Source organism: Acidovorax sp. CF316 (assembly GCF_000276605.1).
In the GTDB taxonomy this organism is placed as follows: Bacteria; Pseudomonadota; Gammaproteobacteria; order Burkholderiales; family Burkholderiaceae_C; genus Acidovorax.
The window spans coordinates 1-20,642 of record NZ_AKJX01000284.1 but is presented as its reverse complement, the minus strand read 5'-3'; the positions used below and the strand labels follow the sequence as shown (position 1 = coordinate 20,642).

21 protein-coding genes are annotated in these 20,642 nt (G+C 70.0%); 8 read left to right on the top strand and 13 right to left on the bottom strand.

The window, feature by feature from the left end; translation table 11 throughout:
- The first annotated feature begins 5 nt into the window (after positions 1-5).
- The 5 genes from PMI14_RS31735 to PMI14_RS31715 all read left to right on the top strand — a co-directional run bounded on the left by PMI14_RS31735 (position 6) and on the right by PMI14_RS31715 (position 2,924).
- Positions 6-326 carry a hypothetical protein gene (locus PMI14_RS31735; RefSeq protein WP_035206403.1) on the top strand — a complete coding sequence of 107 codons (321 nt, stop codon included), beginning with the start codon at positions 6-8 and terminating at the stop codon, positions 324-326.
- Positions 327-422: 96 nt separating this feature from the next.
- Positions 423-608 carry a hypothetical protein gene (locus PMI14_RS31730; protein ID WP_007861573.1) on the top strand — a complete coding sequence of 62 codons (186 nt, stop codon included), beginning with the start codon at positions 423-425 and terminating at the stop codon, positions 606-608.
- Positions 609-724: 116 nt separating this feature from the next.
- On the top strand, positions 725-1,939 hold the full coding sequence (locus PMI14_RS31725) for a GAF domain-containing sensor histidine kinase (RefSeq protein ID WP_007861572.1): 1,215 nt from the start codon (positions 725-727) through the stop codon (positions 1,937-1,939).
- A gap of 90 nt (positions 1,940-2,029) precedes the next feature.
- Positions 2,030-2,449, top strand: coding sequence for a hypothetical protein (locus PMI14_RS31720; protein ID WP_007861571.1), 420 nt, complete (start codon positions 2,030-2,032; stop codon positions 2,447-2,449).
- Between the two features lie 4 nt (positions 2,450-2,453).
- A complete protein-coding gene (locus PMI14_RS31715; protein ID WP_007861570.1) occupies positions 2,454-2,924 on the top strand; it encodes a hypothetical protein in 471 nt (156 codons plus the stop codon).
- On the opposite strand, the gene PMI14_RS31710 is transcribed toward PMI14_RS31715, so the two are convergent.
- Genes PMI14_RS31710 through PMI14_RS31700 form a run of 3 tightly spaced genes read right to left on the bottom strand, consistent with a single transcriptional unit; the run spans position 2,905 to position 8,150 of the window.
- Positions 2,905-5,694, bottom strand: coding sequence for a DUF6493 family protein (locus PMI14_RS31710; RefSeq protein ID WP_007861569.1), 2,790 nt, complete (start codon positions 5,692-5,694; stop codon positions 2,905-2,907). The genes PMI14_RS31715 and PMI14_RS31710 overlap by 20 nt on opposite strands.
- 9 nt (positions 5,695-5,703) lie before the next feature.
- Complete coding sequence (locus PMI14_RS31705; RefSeq protein ID WP_007861568.1) at positions 5,704-7,065, bottom strand: SWIM zinc finger family protein; 1,362 nt, start codon at positions 7,063-7,065, stop codon at positions 5,704-5,706.
- Between the two features lie 17 nt (positions 7,066-7,082).
- Positions 7,083-8,150, bottom strand: coding sequence for a serine hydrolase (locus PMI14_RS31700; RefSeq protein WP_238541942.1), 1,068 nt, complete (start codon positions 8,148-8,150; stop codon positions 7,083-7,085).
- Between the two features lie 193 nt (positions 8,151-8,343).
- On the opposite strand from PMI14_RS31700, the gene PMI14_RS31695 reads away from it, so the two are divergent.
- From PMI14_RS31695 to PMI14_RS31685, 3 genes are all read left to right on the top strand, one after another.
- Positions 8,344-8,772 (top strand): hypothetical protein, encoded by a 429-nt coding sequence (locus PMI14_RS31695; protein WP_007861566.1) that lies wholly within the window; start codon positions 8,344-8,346, stop codon positions 8,770-8,772.
- Between the two features lie 66 nt (positions 8,773-8,838).
- Positions 8,839-9,006, top strand: coding sequence for a LiaI-LiaF-like domain-containing protein (locus PMI14_RS35390; RefSeq protein ID WP_007861565.1), 168 nt, complete (start codon positions 8,839-8,841; stop codon positions 9,004-9,006).
- An 82-nt stretch (positions 9,007-9,088) separates the two neighbouring features.
- Positions 9,089-9,727: a hypothetical protein gene (locus tag PMI14_RS31685; protein WP_007861564.1), complete on the top strand. Its 639-nt coding sequence runs from the start codon at positions 9,089-9,091 to the stop codon at positions 9,725-9,727.
- Positions 9,728-9,758: 31 nt separating this feature from the next.
- Here PMI14_RS31685 and PMI14_RS31680 read toward each other — a convergent pair whose 3' ends face one another.
- The 10 genes from PMI14_RS31680 to PMI14_RS31635 all read right to left on the bottom strand — a co-directional run.
- On the bottom strand, positions 9,759-10,181 hold the full coding sequence (locus PMI14_RS31680; RefSeq protein WP_007861563.1) for a group III truncated hemoglobin: 423 nt from the start codon (positions 10,179-10,181) through the stop codon (positions 9,759-9,761).
- A gap of 17 nt (positions 10,182-10,198) precedes the next feature.
- Complete coding sequence (gene ytfE / locus PMI14_RS31675; protein WP_007861562.1) at positions 10,199-10,975, bottom strand: iron-sulfur cluster repair protein YtfE; 777 nt, start codon at positions 10,973-10,975, stop codon at positions 10,199-10,201.
- 159 nt (positions 10,976-11,134) lie between these two features.
- On the bottom strand, positions 11,135-12,499 hold the full coding sequence (locus tag PMI14_RS31670) for a DUF3526 domain-containing protein (protein WP_238541941.1): 1,365 nt from the start codon (positions 12,497-12,499) through the stop codon (positions 11,135-11,137).
- Positions 12,496-13,923, bottom strand: a complete 1,428-nt coding sequence (locus PMI14_RS31665) for a DUF3526 domain-containing protein (RefSeq protein WP_007861560.1) — start codon at positions 13,921-13,923, stop codon at positions 12,496-12,498. Before PMI14_RS31665 ends, PMI14_RS31670 begins: the two co-directional genes overlap by 4 nt.
- Entirely contained in the window at positions 13,920-14,699 is a 780-nt protein-coding gene (locus PMI14_RS31660; protein WP_007861559.1) for an ABC transporter ATP-binding protein, read from the bottom strand. The genes PMI14_RS31665 and PMI14_RS31660 overlap by 4 nt, the downstream gene beginning before the upstream one ends.
- A gap of 11 nt (positions 14,700-14,710) precedes the next feature.
- Positions 14,711-16,879, bottom strand: coding sequence for a TonB-dependent siderophore receptor (locus PMI14_RS31655; protein WP_007861558.1), 2,169 nt, complete (start codon positions 16,877-16,879; stop codon positions 14,711-14,713).
- Positions 16,880-17,005: 126 nt separating this feature from the next.
- Complete coding sequence (locus tag PMI14_RS31650) at positions 17,006-17,350, bottom strand: DUF2946 family protein (protein WP_007861557.1); 345 nt, start codon at positions 17,348-17,350, stop codon at positions 17,006-17,008.
- 293 nt (positions 17,351-17,643) lie between these two features.
- Entirely contained in the window at positions 17,644-18,540 is an 897-nt protein-coding gene (locus PMI14_RS31645; protein WP_108016520.1) for a LysR substrate-binding domain-containing protein, read from the bottom strand.
- A 92-nt stretch (positions 18,541-18,632) separates the two neighbouring features.
- Complete coding sequence (locus PMI14_RS31640; RefSeq protein WP_007861555.1) at positions 18,633-18,977, bottom strand: c-type cytochrome; 345 nt, start codon at positions 18,975-18,977, stop codon at positions 18,633-18,635.
- Positions 18,978-19,000: 23 nt separating this feature from the next.
- On the bottom strand, positions 19,001-20,642 hold a 1,642-nt coding region (locus tag PMI14_RS31635; protein WP_007861554.1), incomplete at its 5' end, for a xanthine dehydrogenase family protein molybdopterin-binding subunit.

The following is a 20,642-nucleotide window of genomic DNA, read 5'->3' as shown; positions in this document are numbered from 1 at the left end:
ATCCCATGCACCTGCAGCAATGCCTCGTCAAAGCCACCCTGCTGGCCAGCCGGGGGCGGCTGGACGAGGCCATCGACACCGTGCGGCAGGGGTTGGGGCCTGTCCCCCCAGGCGGGTCGCAGGACGGGGTGCGTGACCGGCTCCAGCGCCTGGAACTCGAGGTGCTGCTGGCGGACCTGCTGGGCGCCAGCGGCCGCACCGAAGAGTCCGCCGCGGTCGCCAGGCAGGCCCTGGACCAACTGCTGGCCAGCGGCCTGGATGCGGACCTCACGCACCCGCTGCTGGAGCTGGCCAATGGCATTCTCGACGGCCGCTCCTCCGCATAGAACTTCCAGGCGCAGATCGCTGGCCGGGCCGATGCGCGCCACGCAGCATTGAAAAAAAGGCGGGCTCGCGCCAGCCAGCTTCCCTGGCGCGGCTGGATGCCCGTGATCGCCGAGCACAGCGGGGTCTGCAAGAGGTCGCTCACGATCTTCCAGCGCTTCGCGCCGGGGATGTCCATCAGCCACGGGGACGAGAGGTTCGTGTCCGTGCAGCACCGTTTCCTGCGCCACGGCAAGGGGGTCGCCAAGGGCGCAGTGGTGTCCAGGGCCGGTGTGGTGCATTGAGGCCCTGGCGGCAGCGCCGGGGCCGGGGTGCGAGGGCCGGACCATGTCCCAGGACACAGCGGCCTTTTGGCACGCGTGCTGTAATGGTTGCCTCGTATCCCTTGCCCAGGCCCCGTGTGGACGACAGCCCCGCCTCCATAGCCCGCGACATTGCCGCCGTCTCCCGCATCAGCGCCGTGCCGTCGCTGCTGCGCATCGTCTGCGACAACACCGGCATGCGCTTTGCCGCCGTGGCGCGGGTGACCGACGGCACCTGGACCGCCTGCGCGGTGGAAGACCAGATCAACTTCGGCCTTCTGCCCGGCGGCCAGCTCGACGTGCACACCACCCTGTGCAAGGAGTCGCGCGCCGCGCGCCAGCCTGTGGTGTTCGACCACGCCAGCACCGACCCGACCTACGCCACGCACCACACACCGCGGCTGTACAACATCGAGAGCTACATCTCCGTGCCCATCGTGCGGCCTAATGGGGATTACTTCGGCAACCTGTGCGCCATCGACCCCAGCCCCAACCAGTTGTCCAACCCCAAGACGGTGTCCATGTTCCAGAGCTTTGCCGAGCTGATCGGGCGCCAGCTCGATGTGGAGCAGCGCCAGGAGGCCACCGAGACCGCGCTGCTCGATGCGCAGGCCACGGCCGAGCTGCGCGACCAGTTCATCGCCGTGCTGGGGCATGACCTGCGCAACCCGCTGGCCTCGGTGGGGGCCATCGGCGAGATCCTGGCGCGCCGCGAGGACGACGCCGCCGTGGCCCGCTATGGCCAGCGGCTGCGCGCCACCACGCAGCGCATGTCGCACCTGATCGACGACGTGCTCGACTTCGCACGCGCGCGGCTGGGCGCCGGCATGGGGGTGCGCATCGAGGCGGTGCCCGACCTGCAGGCCGCGCTGCGCCAGGTGGTGGGCGAGTTGCGCGATGCGCACCCCGACTCGCAGATCGTGGAGCAGTACCGGCTGTTCGGGGTGGTGGAATGCGATGTGGGCCGCGTGCAGCAGTTGCTGTCCAACCTGCTCGGCAATGCACTCGCCTACGGTGGCAACGATCAGCCCGTGGGCGTGGATGTCTCGCTCGACCAGGGCTGGCTCAGCATCGCCGTCGCCAATGGCGGCGAGCCCATCGCGGCCGCCAACCTCGACCGGATCTTCGAGCCCTTCTGGCGCCCGGTGGAGAGTGCGCCAGGGGGCGGCCTGGGCCTGGGCCTGCACATCTGCGCGCAGATCGTGCGTGCGCATGGCGGCACGCTGCAGGTGCGCTCTGCGCGCGAAAGCGGCACCTGCTTCACGGCACGCCTGCCGGCCATCCAGGGGCCTGCTGCAAGCACAGCAGCATAAGCCCGTGCCCCGGCGCGGGCGATGGCGCCACGCGCGGGCCGGGCGGGTACCATCGCGCAACCAATCCCCCCGCACCCAAGGAAGCCATTCGTGCACCGATTCAGTTTCAAAGCCATCCTTGCCGGCGTCGTGTTGATGCTGCTGCTCCTGCCCGCCATTGCCTATGGCCTGTGGTACCTGGCCTCGTGGTGGTTCCAGGCCCAGGGGGCGGGCGACGCGCAGATGGCCCAGATGGTGACCGAGTTCCTGGACGGCAACCTGGGCACGCTGGCGCTGCTGCTGGTGGGCGGGGCCATGTGCATACCGGGCGGTTACGTCACGGCGCGGCTGGCACCGGCGCACCCCTATGCCAACAACCTGGTGGTGGCGCTTTTGCTCACCGCCATCTCCATCGGCCTGGCCATCGGCACGGGCTCGGGCTGGGACTGGTGGTTCGACCTGGCCAATGCCTTCTTCACCGTGGCGGGCTGCTGGTTCGGGGGCTGGCTGGTGGCGCGGCGCAGCCGCTGAACGCATGCCCCAGCGCGAAGCCCTGGTGATAGCCCCCGACGACGGGGCCTTGGTGCTGCAGCCCTCTGGCCGATCCTGGCACCAGGGGCTGGCCAAGGCGCAGGCCGAGGCGCGGATGGCGGAGTTCTTCAAGGGCACGCACGACCATGGCAATGGCTACGCGTGGTCATCGTTCAGCGGTTTCGACTTCGGCGGCATGCCGTGCTGGTTGTCGGTGGGCTTCCACGAGGGCCTGCTGAACATGGTGCTCATGGGCGTGGGTCTGCCCGGCGCCCAGGAGGAGGACGGCTGGCCCACGCAGAAGGCCATCGACAACGAAATCGCCTTCGTACGCCGCGTGCTGCACCAGCAACTGGGCCGCAATTTCGGAAACCATTCGGTGTCCTTTCCCTGGGGTGAGGCCTGGAGCCGTTTCGACCCCAAGGGCTTCATGGCCAGCGCGGGCCTGAGCTACGCTAGCGGCCCAACAGCTTGAGCTGGGCCGCCTTGCCCTTGCCGCCCAGCTTCATGGCGGCCAGGGCGGCCGTGGTGCTGGCCGGCAGGGCCAGGCCCTGCGCCAGGTGCAGCTCGAGCAGCAACTCCAGCAGGGGCGCCTGGTCCTTGCGCCAGGTGGTCATGGGCTCTTCCAGCATCGCGCAGAGCAGGGTGAATACGGCCACCGGCATGGCCGCATGCGCCTGGGCCGCGGCGGTCAGGCTCTTGGCATAGCGCGGGCCCTTGACCAGGGGTGTGGCCCACAGGCTTGCCAGCGTGCGCCCCAGGGCATGGACATCGAGCCGCCCGTCCTGCACGCCCTGCACCAGCGCATCCACGGCCAGAGCCGCCTGCCCGGGCTCCTTGCCGGCCAGGGCCACGGCCAGCAGCAGCACGGCCATGGGTGTGAGCGGGGTGGTGGGCTCCAGCAGCAGGTCGAGGTAGGCGCGGTTCTGCCACTGTGCCTCGTCCCAATCCACATTGTTGCCCATGGTGCGTGCGGCCTCGGCAAACAGCGGCTCCAGGCCCGAAGGCAGCAGGCTGGCGGCAAAGCGGATGTGGGCCGCCTCGTGCTCGGTGCTCCAGCGCGTATCGGCCAGGTGCTTGGCGCACAGGGCCAGGGCGGTGTGGTGGGGCTGCGCGTGCTCCTGCGGCTGCAGCGCGGGTTGGTGTCTGAGGTACAGGTGGTGGAAGGTGTACCCGTACTCGGTGCTGCGGCTCAGGACATGCCAGCCCAGGCGAGGGTGCAGTGGGCCGTCCGGGCCCAGGTCGCCATAGGCAGCGAGCGTGGGGGCATCGTCCGCGTGGGGTGAGCGCACGCGTGCGGCGGCGAGGAACAGAGGGCGTGCTGCAGCGTCCGCCGGCACCTTGACCGTGCCATCGCCCAGTGCGTAGCGCAGGGCCTGTACCAGCGGGGTGGAGGCTGTGATGCCCTGCGCCTCTGCGAGCGCGGTGCGCGCCGCCGCCTCGTCCATGGGGGCCGGCACCAACCGCATCAGCGCCAGCACCTGTTCGGACAGGGGGGCCATGACCCCGGCGCGCAGTTGTGCCTGGATGCGCTGCACCAGTTGCCGCGGATCGATGAAGCCACCCCGGTGCGTGGGCGTGGACAGAGGCGTGAGGCCCTGGCCTGCGAGCGCCTGGGCGATGAGGCCCTGCACGCGCGGACCGATGAAGTGCTCCGCGCGGGTGGGTGCATCGCCAGGCACCCGCATCACGTCCTCGGCCGTGCCCTCGCCATCCACCGCAGCGGCCATCACGCGGGCCAGCGCGAAGGGCAGGGGTTTGGCAGGCCACTCCAGCTTGCGGGTGCGCTTTTGCAGCGCCAGGAAGGCCGCCTTGTCCGCGGCGGTGATGGGCGCCAGCCGCACCAGGGCCCCTGCAACGCGCTCCCATTCGTCCACGTCGGCCGGGTTCTCCAGCGCATAGGCCATGCGCTCGACCACGTCGGCGACCCACTCCAGCGGGGCCAGCGCGCGGCTGGCATGCAGTGGCGAGATCCTGCGTGGTGCCTGTGCGGGCCCGGGGGTGGCCGCAGCCATGGCCGTCGGCGCTGCATCGGCCTCGCCCACCAGCGCGGCCAGCGCCGGCCGGTTGACGGCCGAGACGAAGGACAGGTAGCCGCGTGCCAGCTCTCGGCCCGCATCGTCCAGGCCCCATTTCGCGAGGAAGGCGATGGCCTTCTTGTGCACATCGGCCGCAGTGTGGCCCAGGGCCAGCGCCGCAATGCCGCTGGCATGGCGGGCCAGGGCCGCATCGTTCTTTGCCACCTGGCCCAGCAGTTCCAGCGCTGCCAGCACCTGGCCCTTGGCGGTGGCCGACACCAGCGGCGTGGCGGCCTCGCAAACGGCCTGCGCATCGACCCGCCCGGCCTGGTACAGCGCGGCCGAGGCCTGCAGCGCCATGCCTGCCGTGGGGGCGATGCGGCTGTGGCACAGGGCCAGGTAGCGATCGGCCTCGGGTGCCATCTCGTCCACCGTGGGGGCCAGCTGTTCATGGAAGCGCGAGAACCAGCCCGACTTGAACTGCGGCCAGTCGCAGGCCAGCGCACCCAGGGTCCTGTCCAGCAGCTGGGCGCGGGTATAGACGCCGCGCTCGCACAGCGCGAGGAAGGCATGGTTCCAGGTCAGCTCGGGGTCGTGGCAGTACTTCTCGCGCGCGGCAAAGCTGCCGTCGGAGCTGCCTTCGCGCTCGAACAGCCGGAGCAGCCAGGGCGCCACGCCGGGGTCGGCGTCGACATGCTTGAGCACCACGTTGGATTCGCTGCGCAGGTCGCCGAAGAACAGGGCGTCGATGTACTCGTCGGTATCGGGGCGCTCCACCAGGCCGGCCACGATGGCGCGGTGGATGACGTGGGGGTAGTGCCACCGGTTGTCGCCGCGCAGTTGCCGGTCGATGGGCTCGCTCGACAGCGGCGGTGTAAACCGCGCCTTGTACGCCGCGATGTCCTGGATGCCGATGTGCTGCCAGTAGTCGCTGGGCGGCAGCTCCGGGTTGCACATGAAGCGGGCCAGCTCGGTGGCGCGGAACAGGCGGTTGGCGCGGGCCTTGCTGGTGTGGCCATCCACGGTGAGGGGGCTGTCGGGGTCGGCGCGCAGCAGCTGCCAGCGGCGCATGATCAGGCGCTCGGCGATGCGGCGCATGACCTTGCGCTCGGCCTCGTCGGCCGCGTCGATGCAGTCCATCACGGCGTCGAGATCGCCTGCGAGGATGTGGCGCTCAAGGGGCGAATCGCCGGTGGCCGTGGTGTCTTCGTGGTCGTGGTCGTGCATGGGAGCAGGTCAATGCGAGAGGGTTGCAGCCTGTGCGGCGCATGCCGCCAGCACATGCTTGCACGGGCCGCGTTCGCCCTGGTGCCTGGCGAACCAGGGGCAGGTGCAGCGCAGCTCGCCGTCCACCTCGCGCACGCGGTAGCTTGCGTCGCCGCTGTGCACCTCGGCATCGAGCGGGCTGGCGCTGGCCAGACGCACTGCGCCGGCCTGCAGCAGCGCGCGGGCATCGGCCAGGCGCGGGTTCATGTCGTCGAGCTGGGCCAGGTCCAGCGGCAGCACGCGGTGGAAGTAGGCGCCGTGCACCAGGTCGTAGCCCACCAGGCCCGAGGCACCGAGCAGCTGCAGCGCCCGCTCCACATCGGCGCTGGGCCACTGCAGCGTGGCGGCGAGGGCATCGCCGCGCAGCGTGTCCTGCCAATGCAGCTGGGCGCGCACGGCGCTGGCGGGGCGGGCCTCGTCGGCCTGCACGAGGGCGTGCAGGGCCTGGCCCTCGCCCGAGAAGCCGCGCCACACCTCGGCGCTGAGCACCAGGGTCAGGCGCATGGCGCCGAAGTCCAGGCACCAGGCGCTGGCCTGCTGCTGGGCATCGGCAAACAGCGTGAGGCTGCGCGCCTTGGGCAGCAGGGTTTCGAGCACGCGCAGCCGGCTGCTGTCGGTAAAGCGCACGCCGCTGCCATCGTTCTGCGCCGTGGTGCGCAGGCCCTGGGGGCCGGCCACCACCCACAGCGGGGTCTTGCTGGTCGATGCGCGGGGCAGGCCGCGCACGAAGCGCAGGGCCGGGATCGCACCGACCTCGAAGACCTTGCGCATGGCCGCCTGGTAGCTCTGCACGGCCACCATGCTGCGCAGCCAGCGCAGGGGCAGCTCCACCTTCTTTTCCACCACCTGCGTGCCGGCGGTGTGCAGGGTGAAGGCCGCGGCTCCTACCGACAGGGCCAGCCCGTCGGCATCGCGCACCTGGGCCAGCGCGGCGCGCATGCTTGCGTTGAAGTCGATGTTGGTCGTGCCCTTGCCGACGATGTCACCGGCATAGGCGGCCGGCTCCATGTCCACCCGGATGTAGGTGCTGCAGCAGGCCGAGAAGCCCTCGAGCCGCAGCATGCCGCTGCCGGCCGTGACCACCGGGTCGGCCAGCGCAATGGCCTTGGCCACGCTGTTGGCCGGCGTGAAGAAGCGCGAGCCCACGAGCAGGTGCACCGCACTCAGCAACTGCGCGGCCAACTGCGGCTGGTGCAGCCGGCCCTCGAAGAAATGCGGGTGCGCCACTTCGCCGGGCGACGAGGTGGCCAGCCGCAGGTGCGGTGCGGCGCCGGCCCCCAGGTCCATGGACGAGGGCTCGGCATAGCGGTAGGTGTGGGCGAACTGGAGCATGGGCGGCTGATTCTGGCTCACTTGCCCAGGCGGGCATCGAGGATGAGCTTCAGCAACTCCCCGAACTGTTCGTCGCTCACGTAGTTACTGGGGTCTTCGGTGTCCACGCGATGCACCACCACCAGGTCATAGGCCGGTACCACGACCACCAGGTGCGCGCCAAAGCCCTGGGCCGAGAAGGTGCCGGCAGGCACGCGGACGGACGGCAGGTGGCGCCCGTCCACCTCCACCCACCACATGTAGCCATAGCCCCCGTCCACTCCTCTATCGGAGTAGGACTGCATGCTTTGCTGGATCCATGCTGCCGGAATCAGCTGCTTGCCGCCCCATTGCCCGCCGCGCAGGTACAGGAGTCCGAAGCGCGCCAGATCGCGGGCCGACATGTGCATGGGGTAGGCGGCGTGTACAGACTCCTTGCCCGTGAAGTACGCACCGTCCTGCGCGCGCCAGTCCTGCATCTGCAGCGGCTGGGCCAGGCGCGTGGCAAAGGCGGTGTAGAAGCTGGTTTTGGCCTGCGCTTCGTAGATGGTGTTCAGCGCATTGAAGTCCCAGTTGTTGTAGTACCAGAAGGTCCCTGGCGCATGGCTGCCGCGCGCCGGCCGGGCTGCCGCCATGGCGGCGGACTCGTACAGGGTGGGGTGGTAGATGCCCGAGCGCGACTTGAGCAGGTCGGCCACGGTGGCGCGCTTTTCGGCATCGGTGAGCGCGGGGGCGTTGTCGTCGATGCCCAGCTCGCCCAGGGTAGCGCCGAGCTTGATCTTGCCTTCCTCCACCGCCATGCCCACCAGGCCGTTCAGGATGCTTTTGCGTATCGAATGGATGTTGAAGCGGTACTGCGTAGGCCCCCATTCGTCGAGCACCTTGCCATTGACCACCAGCATGACCGCCGCCGTGTCGAGACCTTTCGAGTGCTCGCGCGCCAGCGCCAGCTTCGGGGTCGACCAGCCCACCGCCTCGGGCGAGGCGATGCGCTCCCACTCGGCGCCGGGCACCGGGGCCGCATCCGGGGCGGCTACCGCCGGCCCCGCCACAAGCAGGGCGATGCCCGCAACCCACCGCCACGGTGCACGGATGATTCTTGCCATTGCCTGCATCGGATGCCTTCCTCCCGGTGGAACAGGGTGCCCCATCGGGCCCCTGGTGCTGCCGATACTATCCACTCCGAAGCCCTTTTCGGGCACGTTGTGTGCTTGCCATGCCTGCGGCGCCTGCGCGCTGTGACCGGCAGCGCCTGCGCGCAGTACATTACGCGGGCTAACAACCCTGAAAGCGTCTACGTTGAACCGAATCAACCCCAAGGCCCTCATCGTGGGCACCTCGCTCCTGCTGGCACTGTCCATCCTGGCCGGTGTGGTGCTGGTGTCGCTGCAGGGCGTACTGCTGGCCATGGAGGGGCAGAGCGAAGAGCAGATCATCCAGGCCCTGGCCGAGCTGGCCGAGGACGACGGCTACCTGGTCTGGAGCATGGTGCTCGGTGCCCTGGTGAGTGTGCTGGGGGGCCATATTGCGGCCCGCATCGCGGTCGCCTATCCCTATTTCAACGGCCTGGCCGTGGGTGTGCTGGGCACGCTGGTGGGCCTGGCTTTCTGGAGCGAGCTGCCGCTGTGGTTCAACCTCGCGGGCATCTTCGTCACGCCGGCCTGCTGTGTGCTGGGCGCACACCTGGCGGTGTTGCGTGCGGGCGCGTCTGCCGGGCGCATGGGCTGAGTCGCCCCCATAATTCATGACAGAGGCCGTCCGCATCGGTCCACAAACATCTTGGAGGAAGTGCACATGAAGGGCAACGTCGCTGCCATCGTTCTGGTCGTACTGGGGGTGTTCTTTCTGCTCACCAACCTGGGGCTCATCAGCATCAGCCTCAAGGAATTGCTGGTGACCTGGTGGCCGCTGGCGCTGATCGCCATCGGCGTGGCACTGTTCTTCACGCCCAAGGAAAAATAGCCAGCAGGACAGCTTCCCGCAGCCCGCCGCTTTGCCGGGCGGCGCCTTCCGCTACGATCGCCGCTCCAACAAGGGAGAGGTCATGGGCAAGAAGGTTGTGGCGCTGGCGATGGCATGGACGCTGGCTGTGGCCGCAGGTGGGGTGTTTGCTTCCGACAGGCAGGTCGAAGCGGTCAGTGGGCTGGTCAAGGGGGCCAGCAGCCGCTTGGCTGCGGGCGTGGAGCAGCTGGCGCAATTCCAGGGCGTTGCCGATCAGGGGCTGTTCAAGGCGGCGGACGATGCCGCCCTGGTCCTGGATGACACCCGCGCCGCAGTGCAGCGCATCGACACCTCGGCCAGGCCCGCAGTGGCAAGCGCTGCGCTGGCCTACCTGAAAGCCGCGCAGGGCCTGGTCAAGGGCCTGCAGGATGCCCGCCGCAAGGCCGCGCTGGCCGATGTCCTGGACCGCGAGGGCGCCCAGGCGGTCGTCGACCTGAAGGAGGCCAGGGAAAGCGACCGGCCGCCGATTCTGGAGCGCATGGAAAAGCTCTTCGGGCAGAGCGACGAGGCCGAGGCCGCGATGAAGGCCTCGGTGGGCCGCGCCAGCGAGGCCCTGGCCGAGCTGGAGCTGCGCCGCTCCCTGCTGGCGGCCCAGCTGGGCTCGGCCGATGCACTGCTGCCGGAGAAGACCCTGGCCGCCGTCAAGCGCGGCCTGCAGGCGGTGCAGCCGCAACCCGAGTAGGCCACCGCCGCCAGCGCCCCGCCCAGGCGGTTCACCGCTGCGCCGCGGCCTCGCTCTCCCTCTCGGCGAAGGCCGGCTCGGCACCGAAATACCCGCGAAACAGATTGCGCGCAATGCCATGCGCCGCCACCTGCAGCTCCTGCGCAAAATCGGGCGCGAACAGGCGGTTGGTGTGCTGCTGCCACAGCCCCACCCAGGCCGCGAAGTGCGCGGGCGTGACGCCCGACAGCGCCATGTGCTTGCCGAACACGTCGCCCCCCTTGAAGCGCCGCTGCCCCAGCGCCACCGTGCACCAGAAGTCCACCAGCCGCGCCAGGTGCGCGTCCCAGCGGCCGTGCAGCGCGGTCTCGAACACGGGGCCCAGCAAGGGGTGGGCGCGCACATCGGCGTAAAAGCTGTGCACCAGCTCGGCCATGCTTTCGGCGCTGAGTTCCAGATGGGTTGGCTCGGTCATGGCAGCGTTCTTCCCGTTCAATGGCAGCCGCAGCGCGGGCTGGCGCAGTCCGACGCGCCCGCGTCCAGGCCATGGGCGGCACCTGCAGGGGCCTCGAACGGCGGGAACAGCACGTTGTTCTCCAGGTGGATGTGGCTGATCAGGTCGTCGCAGAACTGCGCGATGCCCGCATAGAGCGCGCGCCAGGTGGTGCAGGCATCCTCTGGCGGGGCGGTGTCGTGGGTCAGCGCGTTCAGCCGCTCCAGGGCCGCGCCATGGTCGGCGTGCTCGGCGCGCATCACGCCGATGGGCATGCCCACGAAGGGGTTGCCGCCTTGGCGCAGCATGGGGAACAGCACGGCCTCCTCCTTGCCCATGTGGTCCAGCAGCTCTGCATGCGTTTCCTCCAGTGCATCGGCCAGGCCCGTGGGCACGGCCGGGTGGCTGCGGTGCACGGCCTCCACGCGCCGCGCCATGCGCACCAGCTCGGGCAATTGCGCGCGGTGCACCTCGTGGTAGCGCGCGACGATCAGGTCGATGAGCGCGTTTGCGCTGGCACCCGCCTGGGGCAGGGCATCGCCGCGCTGCAACTGCGCCAGCTCGGCGACCACGGCCCCGGCATCCAGCCCCTTGTCGGCCGTGGCCTGGGCCAGGCTTACCTGGCCGCCGCAGCAGAAGTCGAGCTTGAGCCGCCGGAAGACCGCCGTGGCACCGGGCAGCTGCACCGCGATCTGCCCGATCTGCTGCTGCGCATGCAGGGCAAAGGGCGCGCCTGGGTGGATCGAGGAAGGAGAGGCGAGGTCACGGGCGTTCATGGCAGTCCTTTAAAGATGCATTTGATATGTTTATTTTAATGGGTATTTCACATGCATCTTTATTTTGACCCTGGCGCCGGTGGTCTCTTTGACCTGGAACAAGCGAACACCGGGCCACCAGGTCCGGTGCTCGCCAGGGTCTACTGGTGAGCTGGGGGCTCAGTCGGCAGGGGCCAGCCGCCGCAGGGCGCGGGCGGCCATGCCCGCCATGCACAGGCCCCAGGCCAGGCATGCCAGCAAGGGCAGCACCGGCCACGGTGCTCCGGGCGCCGGTGCGGAGAAGCGGGGCCTCTTGGCAAAGTCCTCGGGCCCGAAGGGGCGCTCGTTGAAGACATAGGGGTAGTAGAACTCGCGCACCTCCCGGTGGAAGGCCTCGATGCGCTCCTGGTAGCGCAACTGGGCCGGCAGGTCGGTCTGCGCCAGCGCATGCAGGGTGGTCTGGACGGCCACGCCCGGCAGCAGCCAGCCCAGGCGCCCGGTCCAGTCCTGGCGGCGCGCCAGGCCAGCGCGGTAGGCGTCGACGGCGGGGGCCACGCTCTCGTCGCCCAGCTGCTGGAAGGCGTAGTACCACTTCCAGTGGAACCGTTCGGGCAGGGGCGCCGTGTGCTTCCACTCGGGGTGGGTCTCGAAGAACCTCTGCAGCGTGGCATCGCGCGGCTGGTCCCAGGCGCCGTGCACGTTCTGGCGCTGTGCCAGCATGAGGTCCACGCCCTGGTCCACAGGGATGGCGCGCGCGATCGCCATCTGCGCCAGGGCGGGCAGCACCAGGGTGAGCACGACCCAGCAGCCCATCAGGGCCGTGGCATGGGCGGTGGAGCCCCAGGGCCGGGTGGCCACCAGCACGCATACCGCGCACCAGAAGGCGGCGTAGGCGACGACCGCGGCCAGCGCCCCGGCGAGCACCGGCACACCGATGGGCAGCACGGCGGCGGCCAGCAGCAGCGGCAGGGACATGCTGGCTATGGCCAGCGCCGTGCGCAGGCCGGCGCGGCGCAGCCACAGCCGCGTGCCCGCGCCCGGCATGGCTAGCAGCATGCGCAGCCGGCCCGCCTGGCGCTCGCCTGACACCAGGTCGTGCAGCAGGGCGATGATGAACAGCGGCGCCAGGTAGACCAGCACGAAGGCGAAGTCGAAGCGTCCGGCCAGGGCCAGTTCGGGGTTGAAGGTCTCGCCCTCGTAGAGCTGGGCCTGCAGCCCCAGGGCGCGCACGCGCAGCACATAGGGTGCCACGTCGCGCAGGCCCAGGGCCAGGAAGGCGGCGTCCGAAGGGGGGTCCTGCGTGTCGTAGAAGGTGTAGTAGGCCGCATAGCCGGCGTCGCCACCCCGGGCGAAGCGCCTGGCAACGGCCTGCACGTCCTGCTCGTGCACGGGCGCCAGCCGCGCGATATGGGCCTGCTGGCGGGCCACTTCGCGTGCGCCCGACCACAGGGACACGGCGGACAGCAGGCACAGCAGGACAAGGGCCGACAGGCACAGGCGCGAGCGGCCCACCAGGCGCCATTCATGGGCGATCCAGCGCATCATCGCGTGCTCCTCCCGAGGTGCTGTGCGCCCCATGCCAGCAACGCCGACAGCGCGGCCAGCCAGGCCAGCAGCACGGCGGCGGCCGGCAGCACGGAGCGCAACAGCGCCAAAGGCGCGGCAGGCTCGTACTGGAAGTGCGCCACATCGTGCCAGTGCGATCGGTCCACGCGGTTCTGCCGGGTGGGGTTGCGGTCGTCGGCATAGGCGATCTTCTCGGCCTGCAGGCGGTTGAGCGACTGGATCAGCGTGTAGCGGTAGTGCTCCCCCTGCTCCAGAAAGCGGCGGTAGCTTGCCAGGTCGGTGCCGGCCAGGGCCATCGACAGGCGCCGCAGGGCCAGCAGCGGGCTGACCATGCCGATGCCGTCCATGAAACCGCTTTGCCGGCCCTGCTGGTCGAACGAGTCCGCGGCGTAGCGATTGAAGAGCTCGCTGGTCATGCGCTCGCCCTCGATGCCGAGCAGGCCCTTGTAGTTGACGGGCAGGTCCTCCACCCGGGCGACGCCGTACTGCGCCAGCACCTGCTTGCGGAAGTCCGCGAAGTACGGGTCGTCGGGGTTGTGGCTGTCGCCCAGGGCGGCCAGATCGCGGGCCACGGCGATGTCGCTCTCCATGCGGGTGGGCAGCGCATGGGCCAACGCGGCGCCGTCGGCGGCCAGGCGTGGCACCAGGATGATGGCCACCGTCCATACCGCCAGCAGGCACAGCAGTGCATCGCGCCGCCGCTTGAACAGGGCGGACAGCCCGACCACCAGAACCGCCCAGAGCAGCAGCCACAGCGCATAGCCAGCCAGCATGGCAGCGGCCCGCACCGGTTGCGTGGCCGCGCCCATGAACGCCAGGGCCAGTGCCGCGGGCAGCAGCATCAGCAGGGCCGTGCCGGCCAGCGCCAGCACCTTGCCCCGCAGGACCTGGCCTGGCCGCACCCCTTGCGCCAGCAGCACCCGCAAGGTGCCCGATTCGCGCTCACGCGCCAGTGCCGCATGGCCCAGGAACACCAGCAGCAGCGGCGCCAGAACCTGCAGCACGAAAGCCGGGTGGAGCTGCCCGAAGCGCAGCAGCAGGGACGATTGCCGCACGTCCCCGAAATTGGCGCTGTTCTGCCGGTGCCCTTCCAGGAACAGGGTGTGCCCGGTATAGGCGTCGATCCCGGCATCGAAGGCCGCCAGCGGGTTCAGCGGCCGGAACACGAAGTGCCCGTAGTGCACCATGCGGTGCGGGTGGCGATCGGGCTGGGCCTCGAACTCCTGGTTGGCCTGGGCCTGGTAACGCGTGCGCTGCGCATCGGCCGCGCGCCGCGACTCCCATGCGGTGGCCGATGCCACCAGGGTCAGCAGCATGAGCAGGGCCAGGCCCAGCAGGGCGGTGCGGTCGCGCAGCAGCAGGCGCCATTCTTCGCGCGCAATCCGCCAGGCGGGGCGCGTCATGCCGCAGCCCCCTGGGCGGCGTAGCGCCGGTGCAGCGCGCGCACGTCGAAGCGCTCGCCACCGCCGCTGTCGCCGTTGCTGTCGGCGGCCACTTCCTCCACCAGCCGCCCGGCGTCAATGAAGCCGATGCGGTCCGCCACGTCCGCAGCACCCAGCAGGTCGTGCGTCACCATCAGGATCGCCACGCCTTGCGCACGCAGCAGCGCCAGCAGCCGGTTGAACTCAGCCGTGGCCTGCGGGTCCAGGCCCGAGGTGGGCTCGTCCAGCAGCAGGGCTGGCACCCTGCGCGCCAACGCCAGGGCAATGGCCACCTTCTGGCGCATGCCCTTGGAGAAGCCGCCCACGCGCCGGCCGTGGGCCGCCGGGTCCAGGCCTGCGGCCTGCAGCGCCTGGCCGATGGCCTGCGCATCCTCGGGCTGGCCCGCCAGGTCCAGCAGGTAGGCCAGGTTCTCGCGTGCGCTCAGGTGTTCATAAAGGGCCACGTTCTCGGGTATGTAGGCCAGTTGCCTGCGCGCGCCGTCCGGGTCGGCCACGGGGTCGATGCCCTGCACGCGCACGCTGCCGGCGGTGGGCGCGAGAAAGCCCAGGAACAGGCTCAGCGTGGTCGTCTTGCCGGCGCCGTTGGAGCCGAGCAGGGCGTAGATCTGCCCGCGGTGCACCTGCAGGTCGAGGTGTTGCACGATGGTGCGGGCGCCATAGCCCGCGGTGACGCCGCTGGCGTGCAGTACGGCAGCCGGTGTTGCCGGCGCCTGTGGAGGGGTGGGGTGGGGTTGCATGGCTGGCATGGTCAGAAGCGGGCCTGCAGGCCCACGGTGAGGGTGCGCGCCGTACCGGGCGCCACCCAGACGCGGCTGTAGGAGCTGGTGTAGTAGGTCGTGTCGAACAGGTTGTCGACGTCCACCGTCAGCCGCAGCGTGGGCGACAGGCGCCAGTACGCCACCAGCTTGGCCGTGGTGTAGGCCGGCAGGTCGAAGGCCGGCGTGGCGGCGTTGGCCTCGGCCTGGGTGCGCGCCTGGCCCAGGCGCTTGCCCACGTGGGTCACGCCGCCACCGATGCCGTAGCGCTGGCCGTTGCCCAGCATGTCCTCGTACACCGCCAGCACGCTGCCGTTGACCCTGGGCACGTTGAGCAGGCGCCCGCCGACCTCCAGGGTGTTGTCCTTGGTGACTTCCACATCGTTGAGCACCATGCTTGCGTTCAGGCGCCAGTGGGTGGTAACCTGGCCCGCGAAGTCGAACTCGACCCCGCGGCTGCGGATCTCTCCGGCCGCTGCGGAGAAACCGCTGTTGCCCGGGTCGGCCGTGAGCACGTTGCGCTTGCGGATGTCGAACAGGGCAGCCGTGGCTCCCATGCGCTGGTCCGCGCTCTCCCACTTGGTACCCAGCTCCAGGGCACGGCCCGTCTCCGGATTGAAGCTGTTGGTGGCGAAGTCGGTGCCGACGTTCGGGCGGAAGGAGCGGCCCGCATTGGCATACACCGTCCACTGCGGCGATGGCAGCCAGCTCAGCCCGAGGCGCGGAGACGTGGAGGACGGATCCTGGCTGGCCGTGGTGCCCGCCCTGCGGTTCAGCAACGACTGGCGGTAGTTGTCCATGCGCAGGCCTGCGACCAGGCGCCAGTCGGGCGCGAGCTTGATCGCATCCTGCACGTACAAGGCGGTGTTGCGCTGCTGCTCGCGCGTGTCGGTATTGGCCAGCGGCGTGGGCTGGGCCTGGCCGTAGACCGGGTTGTCAATGTGGATGGCATAGGGGGCGGCTGCCGTGGGGTTGGCGCGCAGCATCAACGAATCCATGCCGAAGCGAAAGCTCTCCACGCCCAGCAGCAGTTCGTGTTCCATGGTGCCTGCCCAGAGCTTGCCCTGCAGCTCGGCCTGCAGCGCCGTGTCGTCGGACGAGAAGTCCCGGTAGCGGCGCTGGCGCGTCAGGTTGCCATTGGCCTGCAGCGCCGTGGCTTCCGTGGAGAAGCCGGTGACCGAGGTTTCGCGGTACGACAGGCCCAGCCGGCTGCGCCAATCGCTGCTCCACTCGTGCGACAGGATGAACTGGTGCGTCTGGTTCTCCACCGTCACCCGGCCGTCGGCCGGCTCGCCCAGGAAGCGGCTGCGCGGGATGGCGTCCAGCCGATTGTTGACTGCCACCACCCCGCGGTCCAGCGGCGTGGCGTGGCGCAGCACCTCGCCGGCATACTCGAGCACCGTGTCGCGCCCGAGTTTCCAGGTGAAGGCAGGTGCGACCACTTCGCGCCGCGCCGTTACGTGGTCGCGAAAGCTGTCGCGGTCCTCCACCGCCACGTTCAGCCGGTAGGCGATGTGGTCGCCGATGGGCCCCGTGCTGTCGAAGGCGCCGCGCTGGAGTCCATGGCTGCCCACATAGCCTTCCACCGAATGCGCGGGCTTCCACAGTGGGCGTTTGGAGACGATGTTGAGCGTGCCGCCGGGTTCGCTGCTGCCATACAGTGCGGCCGCCGTGCCCTTGAGGAACTCGATGCGCTCCACCCCCGCCAGGTCGCGCGGTGCGTTGAAGCCGCGGTTGGACGAGAAGCCGTTGAGCAGCGTGGCCATGCCGGTGTTCTCATTGCCCGGCAGGCCGCGGATGGCGATGTTGTCCCACAGCCCGCCGAAATTGTTCTGGCGCGAGACACCGCCCACGTAGTCGAGCACCTCGTCGAGCCTGGTGGCGCCCAGGTCGTCGATGGCCTGGCGCGTGACGATGCGCACGGACTGCGGCAGCTCGCGCAGCGGCAGCTCGGTCTTGGCGCCGGCGGCCTCTTCCGACTGGTAGGCGCCCGACTCGGTGCGGCCGACCACATCGATGGTGGACAGCTGGGGCTGGGCATCCTGGGCCATGGCGTGGCCGGTGCACAGCGCCGCGGCGGCCAGGGCCAGGGGAAGGCGCAGCCAGAAGTGCTCAGGCCTTGCCGGGGCGGGCGAAGGCAGGTGGTGGGATGGAAGGGGCATGGTGGTGAACAGGGATCGGCAGGCAATGCGGGACACGCACGCGCCAGCCAGCCGGGCAGCGCGCGCAGGGACGGGCCGGTGCCAAGGCACCAGCGGCAACAACGGGGGTGGAGGGGAGCGGGGGGCTCAGGCGTGGCGCGGTGGATCGCGCGCGGCGAACGGCCAGCGGTCCGGCGCGGCGATGAAGCACGACCGTGGCCCGGGGGGCTGCGTGGCGGCCGGTTCAGCGCACGGTGGCACCGGCGGTGCGGCCGAGGCCAGCGCATATGCCTGCTGCGCCTGGGCCAGGCACCAGGCGCATGCGCCGTGGCCATGCTCCGCATGCTCGGGCGCAGGCGGCCCGGTGTCCGGCGCCTGCGCGGCGCTGGCCGCCACCTGCAGGTGCTTGCCCGCGGCAAGGTGCAGGGGAACGCCAATGGCCGTGTTGAAGAACACGGCCAGCAGCAGGAGGCGCAGGAGTAACGGGTGCATGGGAGACGACTGGGGTGCCATCATACAGATGAGAACGAATTCTCAATTGGAAAAACCTTGCGGCATCCGGCCGTGCCGGCCGGACGCCAGGTCTGCACCCGGGTGGGTGCCCTTTGCGCTGGCAGGGCTACGCGGGCGTTGCCAGCAGGTGGCGTGCATGCGGGGGGTGGCCGGTAGGCGGCAGCATCCTACCGGCTTGGGTTGCCCGGGGAGACCCTGCAGATCCAGCCCCAGCACCGCGCTTCTGGCGCGCAACACGCACGGCGGAATGGTCTTCTGCGCTGCTGCATCGGTCAAGAGGCCACGGGGCTGCGGAACGACGCCGTTTGATCCATCAGCCATTCGGCCAGTGCACGGGCCGCCGGGTTGCGGGCGCTGCGCTGGGTCTGGATCAGGTGGTAGCCAGCAGCCAGCGGCGCGTGCCGGGGCCAGGCCTCCACCAGGCGCCCTTCACGCAGGTCGTGCTCGATCAGGCAGGCATGGCCGATCGCAATGCCCAGGCCGGCCTGCGCGGCCGTCAAGGTGGTCTCGGTGTCCTGCAGTTTCATGTGGCGGGCGCTGGCCAGGCCCTCCCCATGGCAGGCGGCCAGCCACTGGGGCCATTTGCTGCTGCGCAGGGAGTCGTGCAGCCACGCAAAGCGCTCCAGGTCCGAGATCTGCCGCAGCGGGGTACCACCCAGAAGGCTGGGCGATGCCACGGGAACCAGACTGTCGTGCATCAGCAGCCGTGCGCCGGGCCAGGCGCCATCTCCGTAGTGGATTCCGAGGTCAAAGCGTTCCTTGCGGAAGTCGGCGTCCCAGATGGATGTGGCCAGCTCGATCTCGACGTCGATGCGGGCCAGGTGCAGCCGTGTCAATCGGGGCACCAGCCAGCGCGCCGCAAAGGAGGGCATGGCCAGTATCTTCACCGTGGGCGGCGCACCGGATGCCCTGGCCACCCGCATTGCCCCCTGCTCGAGCTCGTCGAGCGCACGGGTCACGGTTTCCAGATAGAGTTCTCCCGCCGCCGTCAGCTGGATGTGGCGGTGGCCCCGCAGCACCAGGGTCTGCCGCAGGTGCTTCTCGAGTGAGGCGATATGCCGGCTGACGGCCGACTGGGCGCACCCCAGGTCATCGGCGGCAGCGGTGAAACTGCCGCAGCGCGCAACTGCGCGAAAAGCCTGCAAGGCGGCGATGGAAATATCACTCATGGACATGGCCGCATGCGATGGACGGTGGACGCTGTGGAGGCGCCCCATGCTAGCCCAACGGGGCTCCGTGGTGTGCCTGTACGGGCGAATCCTCAGCGCTGTTCCAGAATCCATTGCGCAAGCGCCTTGGCCTCCTGGGCCTGGACCAGGGGCTGCGACGGCATGGGCACAGGGCCCCAGGCTCCGCTGCTGCCCTGGGTGATCCTGATGGCCAGGAGCTCTGCGGCACCGGGCTGGCCCTGGTGGCGGCCTGCTATCTCGCGAAACGACGGGCCGACGAGTTTCCTGTCGACGCTGTGGCAGACCATGCAGTTCTTGCTGTTGGCCAGCGCCTGGTTGGCAAGCGCGGGGCCGTGCGCGACCAGTAGTGCGAGACCTGCTGTGGCGAGAAGTCGGGTAATGGCGCGCCGGCCGGTGCCGGAGTAGGGTGCGGACATGGATTTCCGGGTTCTGTTGGGTTTCAAGCGGGGCTGACACGCACAGGCAGGCTGCGTGCCCGCTGCCCCGTCGCCGCAAAGACGGCGTTGGCCACGGCGGCCATCACCACGGAGGTGCCGGGTTCACCGATACCGCCGGGCGCTTCCCGGCTCGGCAGGATGTGCACTTCGACCTTCGGGGCCTCGGACAGTCGCAGCAACCGGTAGTCGTGGAAATTGCTCTGCGCAACCCGGCCCGCCTCGATGGTGATCTCGCCCCACAACGCAGCGGTGACGCCGAACTGGATGCCGCCGTCCACCTGCGCCTGCACCGTGTCCGGGTTGACAACCATGCCGCAGTCCACGGCGCACACCACCCGGTCCACGCGGACCTCGCCGGCGGCGTTCACCGTCACCTCTGCCACCTGGGCCAGGTGGCTGCCGAACGCAGACAGCGCGGCGACGCCGCGGCCCCTGCGGGAACCATCGGTGGCGGCCGGCTTGATCGGCGATGTCCAGCCGGCCTTTTGTGCTGCCAGTTCCAGCACGGCCCGCGCACGCGAGCCCTGGGGCAGCAGGGCGAGCCGGTATTGCACAGGGTCCTGTTTCGCCAGGGCCGCCAGCTCATCGACGAAGCTCTCCACGACGAAACAGTTGTGCGTCGGGCCCACGCCGCGCCACCAGCCGGTGGTCAGGCCGGGCATCGGCTCGTGGCGCACGTAGTCGAGCCGTGCGGCAGGCCAGGCGTACGGGCCCAGGCCCGCCTCCACGGCATCGCTGTCCAGACCGTTGCGGACAGCGCCCGGTGCCACGCGGGCCAGGATGGACGAGCCGACCACCCGGTGCGTGATGGACGTGGGGTGGCCTTGGGCGTCCAGCGACGCGCTGAACCGGTCGGCATACATGGGGCGCAGGATGTCGTGCTGGATGTCTTCCTCCCGCGACCAGATGAACTGCACGGGTCCTTTGACGCTGCGGGCCAGGGCGACGGACTGCTCCACGTAGTCGGCCTCGAGCCGGCGGCCAAAGCCACCGCCGATCAGGTGGTTGTGGATGCGGATCTTTTCTGGCGGCAGGCCCGACCCGCGCGCTGCGGCATCCCGGGCCCGCGTTGGGGCCTGCGTGCCCACCCACACGTCGCAGCCGTCGGCCTTCAGGTGCACCGTGCAGTTGACGGGCTCCATGGCCGCGTGCGCCAGGAAGGGCGAATGGTAGACCGCCTCATGCTGCGCCACGGCGTTTTGGATGGCCGCCGCGATGTCGCCGTCTGAGCGCGCCACCGCGGCGTCCTGCCGGCTGAAGCCCCGCTCCAGGTCCTTCTGGAGTTGCGCGGTCGTTACCGCGGCCCCGCCCGCCTCGTTCCATTCGATCTTCAGGGCTGCAAGCCCCTGTTTGGCGGCCCACGAGTGGTCGGCCACCACCGCCACGGCGTTGCCGATGCTCACCACCTGGCGCACACCGGGCAGGGCCAGCGCGGGCTGCTCGTCCACCCTTGCCAGCGTGCCCCCGAACACCGGGCATGCCGCCACCGCCGCAAAGCGCATGCCTGGCAGGCGCACGTCGATGCCGTACACCACCGAGCCGTTGACCTTGCCGGCCACGTCCAGCCGCGGTACCGGTTGGCCGATGAGCCGGAAGGACGCTGGCGGCTTGAGCACCACCTGCTGCGGCAGCGGCAGGCCCGCC

Coding starts and splice junctions, on each gene's coding strand:
- PMI14_RS31735 (WP_035206403.1), top strand. CDS start 6: ATGCACCTGCAGCAATGCCTCGTCAAAGCCACCCTGCTGGCCAGCCGG.
- PMI14_RS31730 (WP_007861573.1), top strand. CDS start 423: ATGCCCGTGATCGCCGAGCACAGCGGGGTCTGCAAGAGGTCGCTCACG.
- PMI14_RS31715 (WP_007861570.1), top strand. CDS start 2,454: ATGCCCCAGCGCGAAGCCCTGGTGATAGCCCCCGACGACGGGGCCTTG.
- PMI14_RS31710 (WP_007861569.1), bottom strand. CDS start 5,694: ATGCACGACCACGACCACGAAGACACCACGGCCACCGGCGATTCGCCC.
- PMI14_RS31705 (WP_007861568.1), bottom strand. CDS start 7,065: ATGCTCCAGTTCGCCCACACCTACCGCTATGCCGAGCCCTCGTCCATG.
- PMI14_RS31700 (WP_238541942.1), bottom strand. CDS start 8,150: ATGGCAAGAATCATCCGTGCACCGTGGCGGTGGGTTGCGGGCATCGCC.
- PMI14_RS35390 (WP_007861565.1), top strand. CDS start 8,839: ATGAAGGGCAACGTCGCTGCCATCGTTCTGGTCGTACTGGGGGTGTTC.
- PMI14_RS31685 (WP_007861564.1), top strand. CDS start 9,089: ATGGGCAAGAAGGTTGTGGCGCTGGCGATGGCATGGACGCTGGCTGTG.
- PMI14_RS31680 (WP_007861563.1), bottom strand. CDS start 10,181: ATGACCGAGCCAACCCATCTGGAACTCAGCGCCGAAAGCATGGCCGAG.
- ytfE (WP_007861562.1), bottom strand. CDS start 10,975: ATGAACGCCCGTGACCTCGCCTCTCCTTCCTCGATCCACCCAGGCGCG.
- PMI14_RS31670 (WP_238541941.1), bottom strand. CDS start 12,499: ATGATGCGCTGGATCGCCCATGAATGGCGCCTGGTGGGCCGCTCGCGC.
- PMI14_RS31665 (WP_007861560.1), bottom strand. CDS start 13,923: ATGACGCGCCCCGCCTGGCGGATTGCGCGCGAAGAATGGCGCCTGCTG.
- PMI14_RS31660 (WP_007861559.1), bottom strand. CDS start 14,699: ATGCAACCCCACCCCACCCCTCCACAGGCGCCGGCAACACCGGCTGCC.
- PMI14_RS31655 (WP_007861558.1), bottom strand. CDS start 16,879: ATGCCCCTTCCATCCCACCACCTGCCTTCGCCCGCCCCGGCAAGGCCT.
- PMI14_RS31650 (WP_007861557.1), bottom strand. CDS start 17,350: ATGCACCCGTTACTCCTGCGCCTCCTGCTGCTGGCCGTGTTCTTCAAC.
- PMI14_RS31645 (WP_108016520.1), bottom strand. CDS start 18,540: ATGAGTGATATTTCCATCGCCGCCTTGCAGGCTTTTCGCGCAGTTGCG.
- PMI14_RS31640 (WP_007861555.1), bottom strand. CDS start 18,977: ATGTCCGCACCCTACTCCGGCACCGGCCGGCGCGCCATTACCCGACTT.